Annotated in this window: 16 protein-coding genes and 1 pseudogene; 11 read left to right on the forward strand and 6 right to left on the reverse strand. The window is 66.6% G+C overall.

What is annotated here, in order from left to right; genetic code table 11:
* Nucleotides 1-35 precede the first annotated feature (35 nt).
* Nucleotides 36-1226: a glycoside hydrolase family 64 protein gene (locus AB0L70_RS33305; protein WP_363690764.1), complete on the reverse strand. Its 1191-nt coding sequence runs from the start codon at nt 1224-1226 to the stop codon at nt 36-38.
* Between the two features lie 180 nt (nt 1227-1406).
* Here AB0L70_RS33305 and AB0L70_RS33310 point away from each other — a divergent pair, with 180 nt between their 5' ends.
* The gene (locus tag AB0L70_RS33310; protein ID WP_363690765.1) at nt 1407-2573 is read left to right on the forward strand and encodes a DNA recombination protein RmuC; all 1167 of its coding nucleotides are present in this window, start codon (nt 1407-1409) and stop codon (nt 2571-2573) included.
* Here the strand turns inward: AB0L70_RS33310 and AB0L70_RS33315 are convergent.
* Together AB0L70_RS33315 and AB0L70_RS33320 are read right to left on the reverse strand one after the other, a co-directional pair.
* Entirely contained in the window at nt 2559-3350 is a 792-nt protein-coding gene (locus AB0L70_RS33315) for a polysaccharide deacetylase family protein (RefSeq protein WP_363690766.1), read from the reverse strand. The genes AB0L70_RS33310 and AB0L70_RS33315 overlap by 15 nt on opposite strands.
* An 80-nt stretch (nt 3351-3430) precedes the next feature.
* Nucleotides 3431-4372, reverse strand: coding sequence for a DUF817 domain-containing protein (locus tag AB0L70_RS33320; protein ID WP_363690767.1), 942 nt, complete (start codon nt 4370-4372; stop codon nt 3431-3433).
* 81 nt (nt 4373-4453) lie between these two features.
* Here AB0L70_RS33320 and AB0L70_RS33325 point away from each other — a divergent pair, with 81 nt between their 5' ends.
* Nucleotides 4454-4984, forward strand: coding sequence for a GNAT family N-acetyltransferase (locus AB0L70_RS33325; RefSeq protein ID WP_363690768.1), 531 nt, complete (start codon nt 4454-4456; stop codon nt 4982-4984).
* Between the two features lie 61 nt (nt 4985-5045).
* A complete protein-coding gene (gene ychF / locus AB0L70_RS33330) occupies nt 5046-6122 on the forward strand; it encodes a redox-regulated ATPase YchF (RefSeq protein ID WP_363690769.1) in 1077 nt (358 codons plus the stop codon).
* Between the two features lie 190 nt (nt 6123-6312).
* Here ychF and AB0L70_RS33335 read toward each other — a convergent pair whose 3' ends face one another.
* Nucleotides 6313-7317, reverse strand: coding sequence for a WYL domain-containing protein (locus tag AB0L70_RS33335; RefSeq protein ID WP_363690770.1), 1005 nt, complete (start codon nt 7315-7317; stop codon nt 6313-6315).
* A 61-nt stretch (nt 7318-7378) separates the two neighbouring features.
* On the opposite strand from AB0L70_RS33335, the gene AB0L70_RS33340 reads away from it, so the two are divergent.
* From AB0L70_RS33340 to AB0L70_RS33355, 4 genes are read left to right on the forward strand one after another with little or no spacing between them, the layout of a single operon-like run.
* Nucleotides 7379-8353, forward strand: a complete 975-nt coding sequence (locus tag AB0L70_RS33340) for an ATP-binding cassette domain-containing protein (protein WP_363690771.1) — start codon at nt 7379-7381, stop codon at nt 8351-8353.
* Nucleotides 8350-9117 carry an ABC-2 family transporter protein gene (locus AB0L70_RS33345; RefSeq protein ID WP_363690772.1) on the forward strand — a complete coding sequence of 256 codons (768 nt, stop codon included), beginning with the start codon at nt 8350-8352 and terminating at the stop codon, nt 9115-9117. Before AB0L70_RS33340 ends, AB0L70_RS33345 begins: the two co-directional genes overlap by 4 nt.
* Nucleotides 9114-9899 (forward strand): ABC-2 family transporter protein, encoded by a 786-nt coding sequence (locus AB0L70_RS33350; RefSeq protein WP_363690773.1) that lies wholly within the window; start codon nt 9114-9116, stop codon nt 9897-9899. The genes AB0L70_RS33345 and AB0L70_RS33350 overlap by 4 nt, the downstream gene beginning before the upstream one ends.
* Nucleotides 9900-9941: 42 nt before the next feature.
* Nucleotides 9942-10661, forward strand: coding sequence for a class I SAM-dependent methyltransferase (locus AB0L70_RS33355; protein WP_363690774.1), 720 nt, complete (start codon nt 9942-9944; stop codon nt 10659-10661).
* Here AB0L70_RS33355 and AB0L70_RS33360 read toward each other — a convergent pair.
* Entirely contained in the window at nt 10648-11535 is an 888-nt protein-coding gene (locus AB0L70_RS33360) for an aminoglycoside phosphotransferase family protein (RefSeq protein WP_363690820.1), read from the reverse strand. The genes AB0L70_RS33355 and AB0L70_RS33360 overlap by 14 nt on opposite strands.
* 54 nt (nt 11536-11589) lie before the next feature.
* Complete coding sequence (locus AB0L70_RS33365; protein WP_363690775.1) at nt 11590-11937, reverse strand: hypothetical protein; 348 nt, start codon at nt 11935-11937, stop codon at nt 11590-11592.
* Here AB0L70_RS33365 and AB0L70_RS33370 point away from each other — a divergent pair.
* The 4 genes and pseudogenes from AB0L70_RS33370 to AB0L70_RS33385 all read left to right on the forward strand — a co-directional run.
* Nucleotides 11909-12259: pseudogene (locus AB0L70_RS33370) on the forward strand (cupin domain-containing protein); the annotation flags it as partial. The gene AB0L70_RS33365 and the pseudogene AB0L70_RS33370 overlap by 29 nt on opposite strands.
* A gap of 19 nt (nt 12260-12278) precedes the next feature.
* Nucleotides 12279-12587 carry a helix-turn-helix transcriptional regulator gene (locus tag AB0L70_RS33375; protein ID WP_363690776.1) on the forward strand — a complete coding sequence of 103 codons (309 nt, stop codon included), beginning with the start codon at nt 12279-12281 and terminating at the stop codon, nt 12585-12587.
* Between the two features lie 90 nt (nt 12588-12677).
* The gene (locus tag AB0L70_RS33380; protein WP_363690777.1) at nt 12678-12854 is read left to right on the forward strand and encodes a DUF5302 domain-containing protein; all 177 of its coding nucleotides are present in this window, start codon (nt 12678-12680) and stop codon (nt 12852-12854) included.
* Between the two features lie 115 nt (nt 12855-12969).
* The gene (locus AB0L70_RS33385; RefSeq protein ID WP_363690778.1) at nt 12970-13671 is read left to right on the forward strand and encodes a GntR family transcriptional regulator; all 702 of its coding nucleotides are present in this window, start codon (nt 12970-12972) and stop codon (nt 13669-13671) included.
* The last annotated feature ends 83 nt before the right edge of the window (nt 13672-13754 follow it).

Raw genomic sequence — 13754 nt, forward strand, 5'->3', positions numbered from 1 at the left:
GGTAAGGTGCCACTAACCAAGGGCGGAGTCAAGCCTCAGTTGAACGGATCGAGGATCAGCCCGGCCCGCTGCGGGTTGCCGTCGTGCACCAGGGCCTCGTGGTTGCCGACGTCGTCGAACGCGAAGCCGTACGCCTTCCCGTCGGCCATCTGGGCGTGGATCGCGCGGGAGTAGTGGTTGGTGACCGCGTCCTGGTAGAAGGCGCCGTCGTTGGGGTCGGGCTGATTGGGGTTGGTCAGCAGCGTCGAGCGGTTGAATCCCGCGCACAACGTGCGGGAGATCGGGCCGCGGACCTGGTCGTTCGGGGCGTCGAGCAAGCCCGCGCAGCCGAAGATGCTGGCCGAGTTGGGCTTCTGGAACGACGTCACGGTGGCGCCCGAGGTGTTGGTGAAGTTCATGACGTTGCCGGAAACGCGACCAAAGTACTTGATGTCCGGCTGGTCACCGAACGGCGTGACCGTGAGCGTCTCGTTGCTGTACTTCGACCAGACCCGGTTCACGTAGTCGTCCATCACACTCGCCGGGAGCGCGCCGGTCTCAACGCCGTACAGGGGTGACAAGGCCCGCAGGACCGAGCCGTCGGGTGCGGTCTGGATCAGGTTGGACCATCCACCGGACTGGCCGCGGATCGCGTCGTACAGGGCGTTGTAGCCGCCGGCCTTCAGGTGGCCGGTGGTCTTGGTGCTGCCGTCGGCGGCCGTTACCGAGACGGCGTACGGCGCCGAGACCATGTCGACCTGGGTGCTGTTGATCCAGATGCCACTGTCGTTGAGTGTGTACTCCGACCAGTGGAACAGGATGTTGCGGTTCGGATCGCTCGGATTCTGTACAGCGGGTTGCACCAGGCCACCCGTGGTCAGTTTGAAGACGAGCTTCTGGCCGTAGGAGAAGTACACGCGGCCGGAGAACTTCGGCATCTGAATGGTGAGCGACTGACCGTTGCCCGGTCCCGCGATCGACGCGTCCGGCGCCGGCGTCGGTGGATTGCCGCCGGCCGGCCAGGCATGGAAGTTGCCTGCGGCATCGGCCCAGCCCTGCTGCCCGGTCGCCAGGTTCGTGCCCAGGTTGTAGATGTAGACCGCGTCGCCGCGGCCGGAGTTGTTCGTGATCTGCAACGGAATGGTGGCCGGGACGGCTTGGGCCGCCCCTGCGATGGTTGCGGTCAGGACGCCGGCCACGCTCGCCGCGGCTGCGACGATCGCCAGCATTCGGTGTCTGATGCGCACAGTTCCTCCTTTGGTAGGTCCCCCACCCAAGAGAGCGCTCTCATCGTTGCGTGAGTTGACCCCTCACTGTCAACAGCCCACTACTGTCGGCTTTCCGACAGCGGGTCCCACGGAAACTGTCCGACCGTGGCGGCGAGGCGGGAACGGAAACTGTCGGTGGGCTTCGGCACTATCTGTGACATGACGGGTACGACGGTGTTGCTGGTGCTGCTGTTCCTCGTGATCGGGTTGCTGCTCGGCGCGGTGTTCGGGGTGCTCTGGGTGCGTGGTCGCGACGGTGCTCAGCTCGCGCGGGTGACCGCCGAGCGGGACGCCGCGGAGGACCGCGTCGTCGACCTCACGCAGGAGCGGACGTCGGTCGGGCAGCAGATGGGCGGCCAGGCCGTGGTCAAGGAGGCGCTGGATCGCCTTCATCTGCAGCTGAATCAGCTCGAGCAGGGCCGGGCGGCGTGGCAGAGCCAGCTGCATCAACAGGTCAACGAGATGCGGATGAGCGGCGAGGCCTTGCGGCGCGAGACAGCATCCCTGTCGACCGCGTTGCGAAAACCGCAGGTCCGCGGCCGCTGGGGTGAGCTGCACCTGCGTCGCACCGTCGAGCTGGCCGGGATGGTTGCCCACTGCGACTTCACCGAGCAGGCGACCACGTTCGGCGAGGACGGCGTACTGCGTCCGGACCTGGTGGTGAGGCTTGCCGAGGGTAAGAACATCGTCGTCGACTCGAAGGTCCCGCTGGCGGCGTTCCTGGAGGCGGCCGAGTCGGATGACGCCGACTTCCAAGCGGAGCGCTTGACCGCGCATGCCCGGCATCTGCGCACGCATGTCGATCAGCTGGCGTCGAAGGCGTACTGGACCCGGCTGTCACCGTCGCCGGAGTTCGTGATCCTGTTCGTGCCGGGGGAGTCGTTCCTGTCCGCGGCCCTCGACGCCGAGCCGTCCCTGCTCGAGTACGCCGCTGAGCGCAGGGTGATCCTGGCGACGCCGACGACGCTGATCGCGACCTTGCGAGCGGCGGCGTACGCGTGGAACCAGTCGGCGTTGACCGAGTCCGCACAACAGGTCTTCGAGCTCGGCCGCGAGTTGTACGAGCGCCTGAGCGTGATGGGTGAGCACCTCGGGCGGGTCGGCCGCTCACTCACCTCCGCGGTCGAGGCCTACAACGGTACGGTCGGATCCTTCGAGCGCCGGGTCTTCATCACGGCTCGCAAACTTCGCGATCTCCATGTCACCGAGGCCGAGCTCACGGCGATGGAATCGATCGAGGCTTCGGTCCGTCCGCTCACCGCGCCGGAGTTCCTGGCGGTCGAGGACACCGACACCCGGAGGTGGCCACCGTCACAGACCGGATGAGCAGTTCATGGCGGGGAAGGTGTACCCCTGGGCCTTGAGGATCGGGAGGACCTTGTCCAGTGCGGCGACCGTCTGGCTGCGGTCTCCACCGCCGTCGTGCATCAGGATGATGTTGTGGTTGTGCGCGTGGGTGAGGATGTTGTGCGCGATCGCCTGGGTGCCGGGCCGGGCCCAGTCGCGCGGGTCGACGTCCCACAGCACCTGGACCATGCCGGCGGCCTTGATGTCGGCCCGGACCTTCGGGTTGGACGCACCGTAAGGCGGCCGGAAGCAGGTGGACTTCGGTCCGTCGAAGATCTCGTGGTGCCGCTTGGCCGCCGAGATCGCGGTCAGCTGCGGGTGCGTGATCGAGTGGCTGCCGATGGTGTTGCCAGCGGCAAGCACCTGCTCGCGCAGCCCCGGGTGAGCGGATTGCATGGCGCCGAGCTCGAAGAACGTCGCATGCGCGCCGTGCTTGGCCAGGATCTGCAGGACCTTCGGTGTCCAGTACGGGTCGGGCCCGTCGTCGAAGCTCAGGAAGAGAACCTTTTTGTTGCCCGTAGCAAGCGCTGCGGTCGGGTCCGGCGCCGGACGGCGCGGTGTCGACGGCGGTGCGCTCAGGCTGGGCGTCTCAGTCGGTGTCACTGATGGCGTTGCCGACGGCGTGGTGGAGGTCTGCGTGGTCGCGGCGGCAGGCTTTGGTTGCCGCGTGTGCCCGAGTGCCAAAGCGAGCAACGAGCCGATGACGATGGCAACGGCCACGCCGGTCGCGACGAATGCTGCGAACTTTCGGGACATGATGATGCTCCCTTGCAGATCAGGCGGTTTGTTCCCCAGTCGCTCCCCCGAAGGAGCCTCACAGGAGAAAAGACGCCCGGTTACCTGCTCTGGTTGGCATCCCCATGTTGCGGTGCGATCTCAGCCGTATCGCCGTCCACCGTGTCGATCTCGGCTGCGTCAAGATCGGCCGAGGTGATGGTCGTTGCCTGCGAGGTTGCGACGGTGGCGGGCGTACCGCGGTGGTACAGGCGGCCTTCCAGTGACTTGACGCTGGCGACGAGCACGTAGCTCATGCTGACCAGCAAGGACCACGCACCGAACTTCGCCGGGTGCACGAGGTGCCAGACATTGACCTGGTCCGGATAGTTCCACGCATCCAGGAACGTGCCGAAGTTCTCCGCGATCCACAGGAAGAAGCCGATCAGTGCGAACGCCAATGCGAGCGGCATCCGATACCGCCGTACGCCGACTGTGAAGAAGACCCACGTACGACGGAGCACGATCAGCAGGCCGACTGCGATCGGGATGCGCAGGTCGGGCAGCCAGTGGTGGGTGAAGAAGTTCGCATAGATCAGTGCGGCAAGGAGTGTGGTCAGGAGTGGGCGGTAGCCGCTGACGCGGAGATCGAAGCGGCGCCAGGCCTGACAGATGTAGCTGCCGACCGCGGCGTACATGAAGCCGGCGAACAGCGGTACGCCGGCGAACTTGGTGACCGCGTCACCCGGGTACTGCCAGGACCCGATCTGCACCTTGAACAGTTCCAGTCCCAACCCGATCAGGTGGAAGCCGAAGATCACCGCGACCTCGCGCCAGGTCTCCAACCGGACAGCCCAGAACAGGAACGTCAGTACGACGCAGTAGATCAGCAGAGCGTCGTACCGGGCGATCGGGAGGTCGACGTACTTCGAGATCGCGAGACCGGCGAACAGGAAGGCCGGGAACAGGCAGGACACCAGTTCGAGCCACCCGAAGCGTAGTAATTGCAGGCATGCGAACACGAAGCGTGATGGGAATCCGGCTTTGTTCGTCCGACTGGTCACAGACTGGAGACGTTACTTGCCCTCGCCTGGTTCGGACAGCTAAATCAACGGAAAGCGTCGTGTCGCAGGGGAGGTGCCGCGATGGATCCGAAGGTGGTCTACGAGACGGACCGGCTGATGGTGCGTGACTGGGTGGACACGGACGAGGACCGGGTGTTCGACATCTACCGGCGCTGGGAGGTGTCGCGCTGGCTCGGTGCGGAGCCACGGGTGATGACAGATCGTGGCGCCGCGACCAAGGTGATCGCGCGGTGGAACGAGCGCAATCAGGACTCGACGTACGGCGTCTGGGCCGTGGAGGAGCGGTCGACGGGCACCGTCGCGGGGACCGTGTTGCTCGTGCCGCTGCCGGAGCCGTCCGACGGTACGGCGAGCAAGGGTGAGGTCGAGGTCGGGTGGCATTTCCATCCGGATTCGTGGGGTCGCGGGCTGGCGACGGAGGCGGCGCGTGGTGCGATCGGGCATGGGTTCACGGCGGGACTCAGCCAGATCCATGCCGTGGTTCGTCCGGACAACGCCGCCTCGCTGGCGGTCTGTCACCGGCTGACCATGCGCCCGATCGGCCGGACCAGCCGCTGGTACGGCGCTGAACTTGAAGCCTTCCTGATCTGAATTGGGTCTGGTCCGAGCTGGATTGGGTCTGGGCGTCTCACCCCGCGTAGTCTTGACGCCCGTGGCACTCACCATCGGAATCGTCGGGCTCCCCAACGCGGGCAAGTCCACCCTGTTCAACGCACTGACCAAGAACGACGTGCTCGCCGCGAACTACCCGTTTGCGACGATCGAGCCGAACGTCGGGGTGGTCGGCGTACCGGATGCCCGGCTGGGAAAGCTGGCCGCGCTGTACGACTCCGCGAAGGTGATCCCGGCCACCGTCCAGTTCGTCGACATCGCGGGGATCGTCCGTGGTGCGTCCGAGGGTGAGGGGCTGGGTAACAAGTTCCTCAGCCACATCCGCGAGTCGGACGCGATCTGCCAGGTCACCCGGGTGTTCCGCGACGACGACGTCACCCACGTCGACGGCAAGGTCTCGCCGGCCGATGACATCTCCACCATCCAGACCGAGCTGATCCTGGCCGACCTGCAGACCGTCGAGAAGGCGATCCCGCGGCTGGAGAAGGAAGCCCGGCTGAAGAAGGAGAACGCGGTCGTCCTGGAGGCGGTCCGTGAGGCACAGAAGCACCTCGAGGCGGGTACGCCGATCATCGCGACGGACGTCGACCGGGACGCGATCCGCGAGCTCATGCTGATGACGGCCAAGCCGTACCTGTTCGTCTTCAACTGCGACGCCGACGAGTTGTCGGACGAGCCGCTGAAGCAGCAGATGCGTGATCTGGTCGCGCCGGCCGAGGCGATCTTCCTGGACGCGAAGTTCGAGGCCGAACTGGTCGAGCTCGGCGACGAGGACGAGGCCCGCGAGATGCTCACCGAGATGGGCATCGACGAGCCGGGTCTCGACGTACTGGCCCGCGTCGGCTTCGACACCTTGGGACTGCAGACCTACCTGACGGCCGGTCCGAAGGAATCCCGCGCCTGGACCATCAAGCGCGGCGCCACCGCCCCCGAAGCCGCCGGCGTCATCCACACCGACTTCCAGCGCGGCTTCATCAAAGCCGAAATCGTCTCCTACGACGACCTAATCGCCGCCGGCACCATGACCGCCGCCCGCTCCGCCGGCAAAGTCCGCATGGAAGGCAAAGACTACATAATGCAAGACGGCGACGTCGTGGAGTTCCGCTTCAACGTCTGAAAGAAAAGACGAGGGGGGTTGGGGTGGACGGCGACGTCGTGGAGTTCCGCTTCAACGTCTGAAAGAAAAGACGAGGGGGGTTGGGGTGGACGCCGACGTCGTGGAGTTCCGCTTCAACGTCTGACGACCAAGGACCCCTTCGGGGGAGTTGATCGGGAGCGAGCTCGTGGGTTCCGCTTCAACGTCTGCGTCAGCGCGTGGTGGATTCGTAGATGGTCCAGGCGGCTTCGGCTACTAGGGTTGTTAGTTCTGGTGGGGATAGGACTTGGGCGTTGCCGGCTTGGGCGAGGACAGCGGCGCAGGCTTCGTGTGGGTTTTCCAGGTCTGTGTGGATGATCCACCAGTCGGGGTCTTCGGTGGGGAGCATGGGGGCGGTCGGGCGGAAGCGGCGGATGGCGTGGTCGCGGACGCGGAGGACGATCGGGTACGACGGGCGGGACTCGCGGAACTCGCGTTGGGAGTTGGCCCAGTAGGTGGCCAGGTCGAAGTCGGCGGGTCTGGTGAAGGGGTCGTCGGTGAGCGTCGCTGAGGTCAGGCGGCCCAGGCGGTAGGTGCGGAGGACCGTGGGACCGCGCGAGTCAACCGCTGGTCGGTCGTCGGTGCCGGGATCGCGCCGGCCGAGCCCAGAGAGGTTGGCGGGGCGGTTGGCTACCAGGTACCAGGTGCGGGATTTGGCTACCAGGCCCAGGGGAGCCACCGGGAACGGGGCTGGGTTGTCGGCGTACGTGATGGTCAGGCGGCGTTCTTTCCAGACTGCTTCTCGGCAGAGGTCCAGCCAGCGGGGAACTTCGCGGCGGTCGTCCCATCCGGCGTGGTCAATGAGCAGGCGCTGACGAGCGAACTCGGCTTCCCGGCGGGTGCCTTCGGGGAGGGACGCGATCAGCTTCGCGACGGCTTGGTCGCTCGACGCATCAAGGCCGAGGTCCGCGAGTACGTGCGCGGTCGCGCCGACGAACACCGACATCACCTCGGACGGCGTGAGCCCGGTCAGCCGACTCCGGTAGTCGGGCAGCAGCGCCCACCCACCCCCACGTCCTCGGATCGAGTAAACGGGTACGCCGGCCAGACTCAACGCATCCAGGTCACGCTGCACCGTCCGCGGCGAGACCTCGAGTGCGACCGCGAGCTGATCCACGGTCGACTGCCCGCGGGTCTGCAGGTGCAGCAGCAGGCGGAGAAGCCGTTCGGCGCGCATGTTTCTACTATGCCAGGTAAATAAGCCATCAGCTGGCGTCTTTTCTTCCTACGGTCGCTCCATGACTGTCGTGGAGGTCGACCAGCTGTCCATGTCCTACAAGGCCCCGGTTCGCAAAGGCGGCCTGCGGGCAGCCCTGACCTCCCTCGTACGCCGTGAGTACCGCATCGTCCAGGCACTCGATCAGGTGTCGTTCACGATCGCGCCGGGTGAGGTCGTCGGCTTCATCGGGCCGAACGGCGCCGGCAAGACCACCACGATGAAGATCCTGTCCGGGATCCTGCACCCGACCAGCGGCGACGTCCGCGTGCTCAACAACATCCCGTGGCAGCGCAGGTCCGGCTTCCTCACCCGGATCGCGTTCGTCCGCGGCAGCCAGCCCGTCGGCGGTTCGCAGGAGCTGACCGTGCTCGACTCACTCGAGTACCAGCGCCTGTTGTACGACGTCCCGCGCCCGGAGTACCGCCGTACGCTCACCGAACTCGAAGAACTCCTCAAGCTGGGCCCACTCCTCGAGCGGCAACTGCGCGCGCTGAGTCTGGGCGAGCGGATGCGGATCGGGCTCGCGATGGCGCTGATCTATCGCCCGGAGGTGTTGTTCCTCGACGAGCCGACGATCGGGCTCGACGTCACCGCGGGGACGCAGATCCGCGAGTTCGTCGCCGACTATGTGCGCCAGACCGGCGCGACCGTGTTGCTGACCAGCCACTACATGGCCGATGTCGCGTCGTTGTGTCCACGGTTGATTCTGATCGATCAAGGCCACGTCAAGTACGACGGACCACTCGCGGAGCTGTCCGCACGGTTGTCGCCGTACAAGCTGATCCGGATCTCGGCCCGCGGCGACGGCAACCCGGAGGAGTTCGGTGAGGTGATCGAATCCTCGGACGGTCAATGGGTGCTGCGAGTCCCGCGGGACGAGGTCGCGCAGACGACCGGGCGATTGCTGCAGGCTCTCGACGTCGTCGATCTGTCCGTCGAGGAACCACCGCTGGAGAAGGTCATCGACCGGGCGTACCGGGAAGGGCTGCGATGAGAACCACGGTCCTGCTCGGATTCCGCATCCGTCAGCAGGTGCTGGACTGGTCCGGCGCCTGGTGGTTCCTGCTCACGCTCGTCATCCAAGCCGTGATCGCACCGCTGATCGGACTGTTCGTCTGGTCCGCGGTCTACCCGGACGACCCGGCGATCGCGCGGTACTACGTCGCGATCATCCTGGTCACGTTGATGACCGAGTCGTTCGAGCAGCACACCTTCTCCGAGCGGATCTACGACGGAACCCTCAGCCACGAACTTCTCCGCCCGCAGCCTGTGGTGATCGGCGTACTCGGCGAGAACCTCGCGATCCGCGCGTGGCTGACTCTCCTCGGTGCGCCGATCGTGCTGCTGACCGGCTTCTCGCTGCATGCAGGCTTCGACTGGAGGTCCGTCGTACTCAGTCTGCCGTGCGTGATCCTTGCCGCCGCGCTTGTCTTCTTGTGGACATTCCTCTTGTCGCTGACCGCGTTCTGGACCGATCGCGTGCACGCGGTCGTGGGCTTCGGCGGCCAGCTGATCTTCCTCTTCGGCGGTACGGCGGCACCGATCAACGTGCTGCCGGATGCCTTGCGCCGGATCGCGCGGGTCCTGCCGTTCTACGGCATGAACGGTCTCCCGGCCGAGATCGCGGCCGGCACCCGGGACGGCGGCTCACTGGCCGGCGCGCTCGGGTATCAACTCGTCTGGGTGGTGTTACTCGTGGTCATCGTCTCCGCGGTCTGGCGAGCGGGCGTACGGCGGTACACGGCGGTGGGATCGTGAAGCTGCTGAGACTGTTCGGTGCAGGGTTCTCGATGTCGCTACGGCGAAGCGTCGCGTTCCGGATCAACCTCGTCTTCGACGTGCTGCTCGCGTTCACCGGTCTGGGTACGGCGATCGCCGCCGTCCTGATCCTGTTCACCCGGGCCGACACGCTGGCGGGGTGGTCGAAGGCGGAGTTCCTGGTCCTGATCGGCACGTACCAGCTGATCACCGGACTGCGGGCGGCGTTCATCGATCCGAATCTGTCCTGGTTCCCCGACACCGGGATCCGCAACGGCAAGCTCGACGGGTATTTGTTGCAGCCGGCATCGAGTTTGTTCCTGGCGAGCCTGTCGCTGTCGTCGCCGCTGGCCTTGATCCAGTTCGTGCTGGGGATCGGCGTACTCGGCTGGGGGATCGGGATCGCTGACGAGCCGCCGAGTCTCACCGGCGTACTGGGTTGGCTCTTGCTGCTGGTCGCAGCGGTGGTGGTGACCTGGGCGCTCAGTGTGCTACTGGCGTGCCTCGCGTTCTGGGCGCCGAAGTTGCAGCTCGACGTGTTCTACCACTCGGCCTGGCAGCTCGGCCGCTATCCGATCGACGTCTTCGCGCGGCCGATCCGGGTCCTGCTGACCTACGTGTTCCCGATGGCCCTGATCGCCTCGGTCCCCACCACTGCGCTGCTGCGTGGGCCGCGGGCCGGGGTGCTGGTGGCTGGAGTGGCGGCGGCGGGTGGTGCTGCGGTGCTGGCCAGGCTGGCATGGCAGGCGGGGCTGCGCCGCTATACCGGTGCCACGTCGTAAATGCAGTCGCGGCGGACCGCGTACCCGGGCTAGCGTCGCGGGATGGTTGATGCAAAGTTCGGGCAGCCCCGGTTGGCGGCGGTCTACGACGCGTTCGACTCGGATCGCAGCGATCTGGAGCACTATGCCGCGATGGTGACGGAGTTCGGTGCCCGCCACATCTTGGATGTGGGTTGCGGGACCGGTGAGTTCGCCTGCCTGATGGCGGGCCAGGGCGTCGATGTGGTCGGTGTCGATCCGGCCGAGGCGTCACTGGAGGTTGCCAAGGGCAAGGAGTACGCCGATCGGGTGCGGTGGATCCACGGTGACGCGACGAGCTTGCCGCCACTCCAGGTCGACCTGGCGGTGATGACGGGCAACGTGGCGCAGGTGTTCCTGACCAATGACGACTGGTTGGCGACGGTGGCCGGCGTACGCGAGGCCTTGAAGCCAGGTGGGCGGTTCGTGTTCGAGACGCGGGATCCCGCGCATCGAGTGTGGGAGGAATGGGGGCAGTGGACGCGCGAGAACACTCGCGAGGTCAAGACGGTGAACGGTGAGTCGGTCGAGACCTGGGGTGAGTTGACCGGCGTGGAGTTGCCGTACGTGTCCTTCCGGGGCACGTATGTCTTCGAGTCCGACGGCGCCGTGTTCACGTCGGATTCGACGCTGTGGTTCCGCGAGCGGGACGAGGTCGAGCTCCCTGGGTTCCGCGTCGACGAAGTGCGCGAGGCGCCGGATCGGCCGGGTAAGGAGTTCGTGTTCGTTGCTACGCGGCTGTGAGCAACGCGGTCAACGTGTGGTGGGCGGTGCGGGACATGACCGGGTTGGTCTCGACGTAGTACCAGAGGCATCCGACCGCCTGGGCGAGCGCCCAGCCCATCCCGCGGCGCCACTCGTCCTCGTCACTGCCGATCGTTGCCCTGAACACCGATCGCGCGGCAGGGTCGAGGAGATTCCAGGCCGGCTGGAGATCCATCGCCGGGTCCGAGACGGTGAACGTGCCGACATCGATGACTCCGGCCAAGCGGTCGTCCGCCACGAGCAGGTTGCCCGGCATCAGGTCACGATGCGTCCAGGCGTCCGGTTCGGTGCGCGGCGTCGTACGCAGCTCGGCCCACAAGCGAGCCAGGGCGTCGACATCGATCATGCCGCGACTGCGCTCCAGCCCGTCGCCGACGTACTCGTCCTGTGACGTCAGTACGCCGCCGCGCCAGGTGCCGGTGAACACCCGTCCCTCGGTCGGTGCCGCCCGCAACGCAAGCACGAACCGGCCCAGATCCTCAGCGAATGCGGTCGATCCGGCAACGTCCACGTCGTACGCGTTCTTACCGTCCAGCCAGGTGTTGATGGCCCAGGGCAACGGGTAGCCGAGGCCGGGCGCGCCGATCGCGACCGGTGCAGGCGTCGGGTACGGCGACATCGTCCGCAACCGGCGCGCTGCGTCGGCCTCGTCCTCGAGCTCTTTGCGGATCTCAGCTGGATCGCCGGGCAGGATCGGGAACCGCGCGACGAGCTCGGTGCCGATCCGGAACAATGCGTTGACGGTCCCAGGAGACGGCACCACCCGGATCGGCAACTCGCTCCACTCGGGGAACTGCGACTGAACCAGCCCCGTCACCAGCTCCGTCGTCACGTCCAACTGCCCAGCATGCATCGCCACGCCCAGCAGTATCCGGGTCCCCTCAGGTCACCGCACCCCAATTGCCGCCTAGGCCTTGATGAGTTGCTCGCTCAGGTCCCAGAGCCGCTGGGCCGACTCCGGGTCGACGGCGTACGCGACGACGTCCGTCGTGATGACCTCCTCGGTGCCGAAGACGATCGGTTGCGGGTCCTCGTCGAGGGCCGAGATGTCGTTGTTCCTCAGGTAGACACCACCGATGTCGGCGAGCAGTGGGCTGGTCGCGGCGAAGACCGTCGTACTGGCGCCCTGCTGCGCGGTCTTCTTCTCCCGTTCGGGGTCGATGATCGGCCGGCCGGATTCGTCGATCAGTCCCATCGCGAAGTTCGCGGGGCTGAAGTTCATCGCGATGGTGTCCGGGCGGGCGAGGCTGACCACGGATGGCATTGATGGGCCGATCGAGCTGGAGGCGGGCGACGTGGCGATCCTGAACGGTCGCTCGTGGCTGCGGCTCGAAGGTGGGATTGGCGACGGGCTGCCGCGCGAGGTTGAGCCGGACCCGGACTTCGCCTCGCTGCGCCAAGTCGGCGGGGACGACATCGTCGTCGGAGGTCACGTCGACCTGAACCCGGCCGGCCGGGCGTTGCTCCTGCAGGCGCTCCCGCCGGTGGGTCACGTCCGCGAGTCGGCCGGGACGGCGAACCTGCGCGGCAGCCTGCACCGGCTGTTCGACGAGGTGACCGGAAACCGGATGGGCTCCGCCTTCGCGAGCCGGCAACATGGCCAGCTCCTTCTGCTCGAAGTGCTCCGCGCGTACGTCGTTCGCCGAGCGGTTCCGGACCGTGGCCGGGATGCCACCGCTCGCATATCTCAGCCACTGGCGGATGCTGCTCGCCCAGCGCGCGCTCCGGGACGGCGATGTCCGGGTCGGCGATGTCCGGGTCGGGGAACTGGCGGTCGAGCTCGGGTACGGGTCGGAGGGTGCGTTCAGCACCGCGTTCAAGCGGGAGGTCGGCGAGTCGCCGCTGCGCTACCGCTACCGCGTCCGCGCCGAACAGTCCCGCCGTGCGGACGCTGTCCACGCCTGAGCGCCGCCGTCAGCGGAATTCCAGTCGCGGGTTATGGTCACAGTTCGTTAGCTTTGGTTCGTACGCCTGACGGTTTGTGAAGGAGACGGTATGAGCGACAAGTCCAGCAAGCCGGCGGACGATCTGCAGAAGAAGTTCCGTGAAGCGCTCGAGAAGAAGAACGCGGGCAACCACGCGCACCCGGGATCCGGGAACAAGCGCGAGGGTGTCGGCGAGGCGCACAACGACAAGCAGAAGCGCCAGTTCCGGCGCAAGTCCGGCAGCTGAAGTCAGCCACACCTGTCCATCCGTCCGCCTGAGCCCCGGGTTACCGCCCGGGGCTCGACTTTTGTCCGGGGCAACAACAGGGGAACGGGACCCGCGCTCGTCTAGAGTCGGTCGGGTGAGTGTGCCGCTGCATTTCGTGGTCAAGACCCGGTTGATCGAGGTGGTGGAGCGGCTGGGGGAGGGCGCGGCGCTGCCGCCGGAGCGGGTGCTGGCCAAGGAGTTCGGGGTCTCCCGCTGGACGATGCGGCAGGCGATCCGCGAGCTGATCGCGGACGGCCGGTTGCGAGCCCGGCAGGGGCAGGGCACGTTCGTCGCGACGCCGAAGCTGGTGCAGCCGCTGGCGCTGGTGAGTTACACCGAGGCGCTCCGCGCGCAGGGGCACACGCCGAGCCGCGAGCTGGTGGTGTTCGACGAGATCGCGGCAGACGTCGTACTCGCGGGGCAGTTGAAGGTCGGCGAAGGTGAGCCGGTGCATCGGCTGGAGCGGGTGTTGCTCGCGGACGGGCAGCCGATCGGGCTCGAGACGACGTACCTGTCCACGAAGCGCTTTCCGACCCTGCGTGAGGTGTTGCAGCCGACGGGATCGCTGTACCGGTGCCTGACCGACGAGCTCGGCGTGCGGTTCGGTGAGGGCGAGGAACTGGTCGAGACCGTGATCGCCACACCCCGCGAGGCCGAGCTGCTGAAGGCCACGCAATCGCTGCCGATGCTGCTCCTGCACCGGACCAGCCGCGATACGGACGGTGAGCCGATCGAGGCGGTCCGATCCCTGTTCCGCGGCGACCGCGTCGGCTTCCGCGCCACCCTGCGTCCCTAATACGCACCTAGTAACTGTTTCCTGGCGGTTCACCCGCCGGTCGATCTCCCCGCACGTTCTCTTCATTGGTCCGGACCAATCTT

This window comes from Kribbella sp. NPDC051952 (assembly GCF_040680855.1).
Classification (GTDB): Bacteria; Actinomycetota; Actinomycetes; order Propionibacteriales; family Kribbellaceae; genus Kribbella.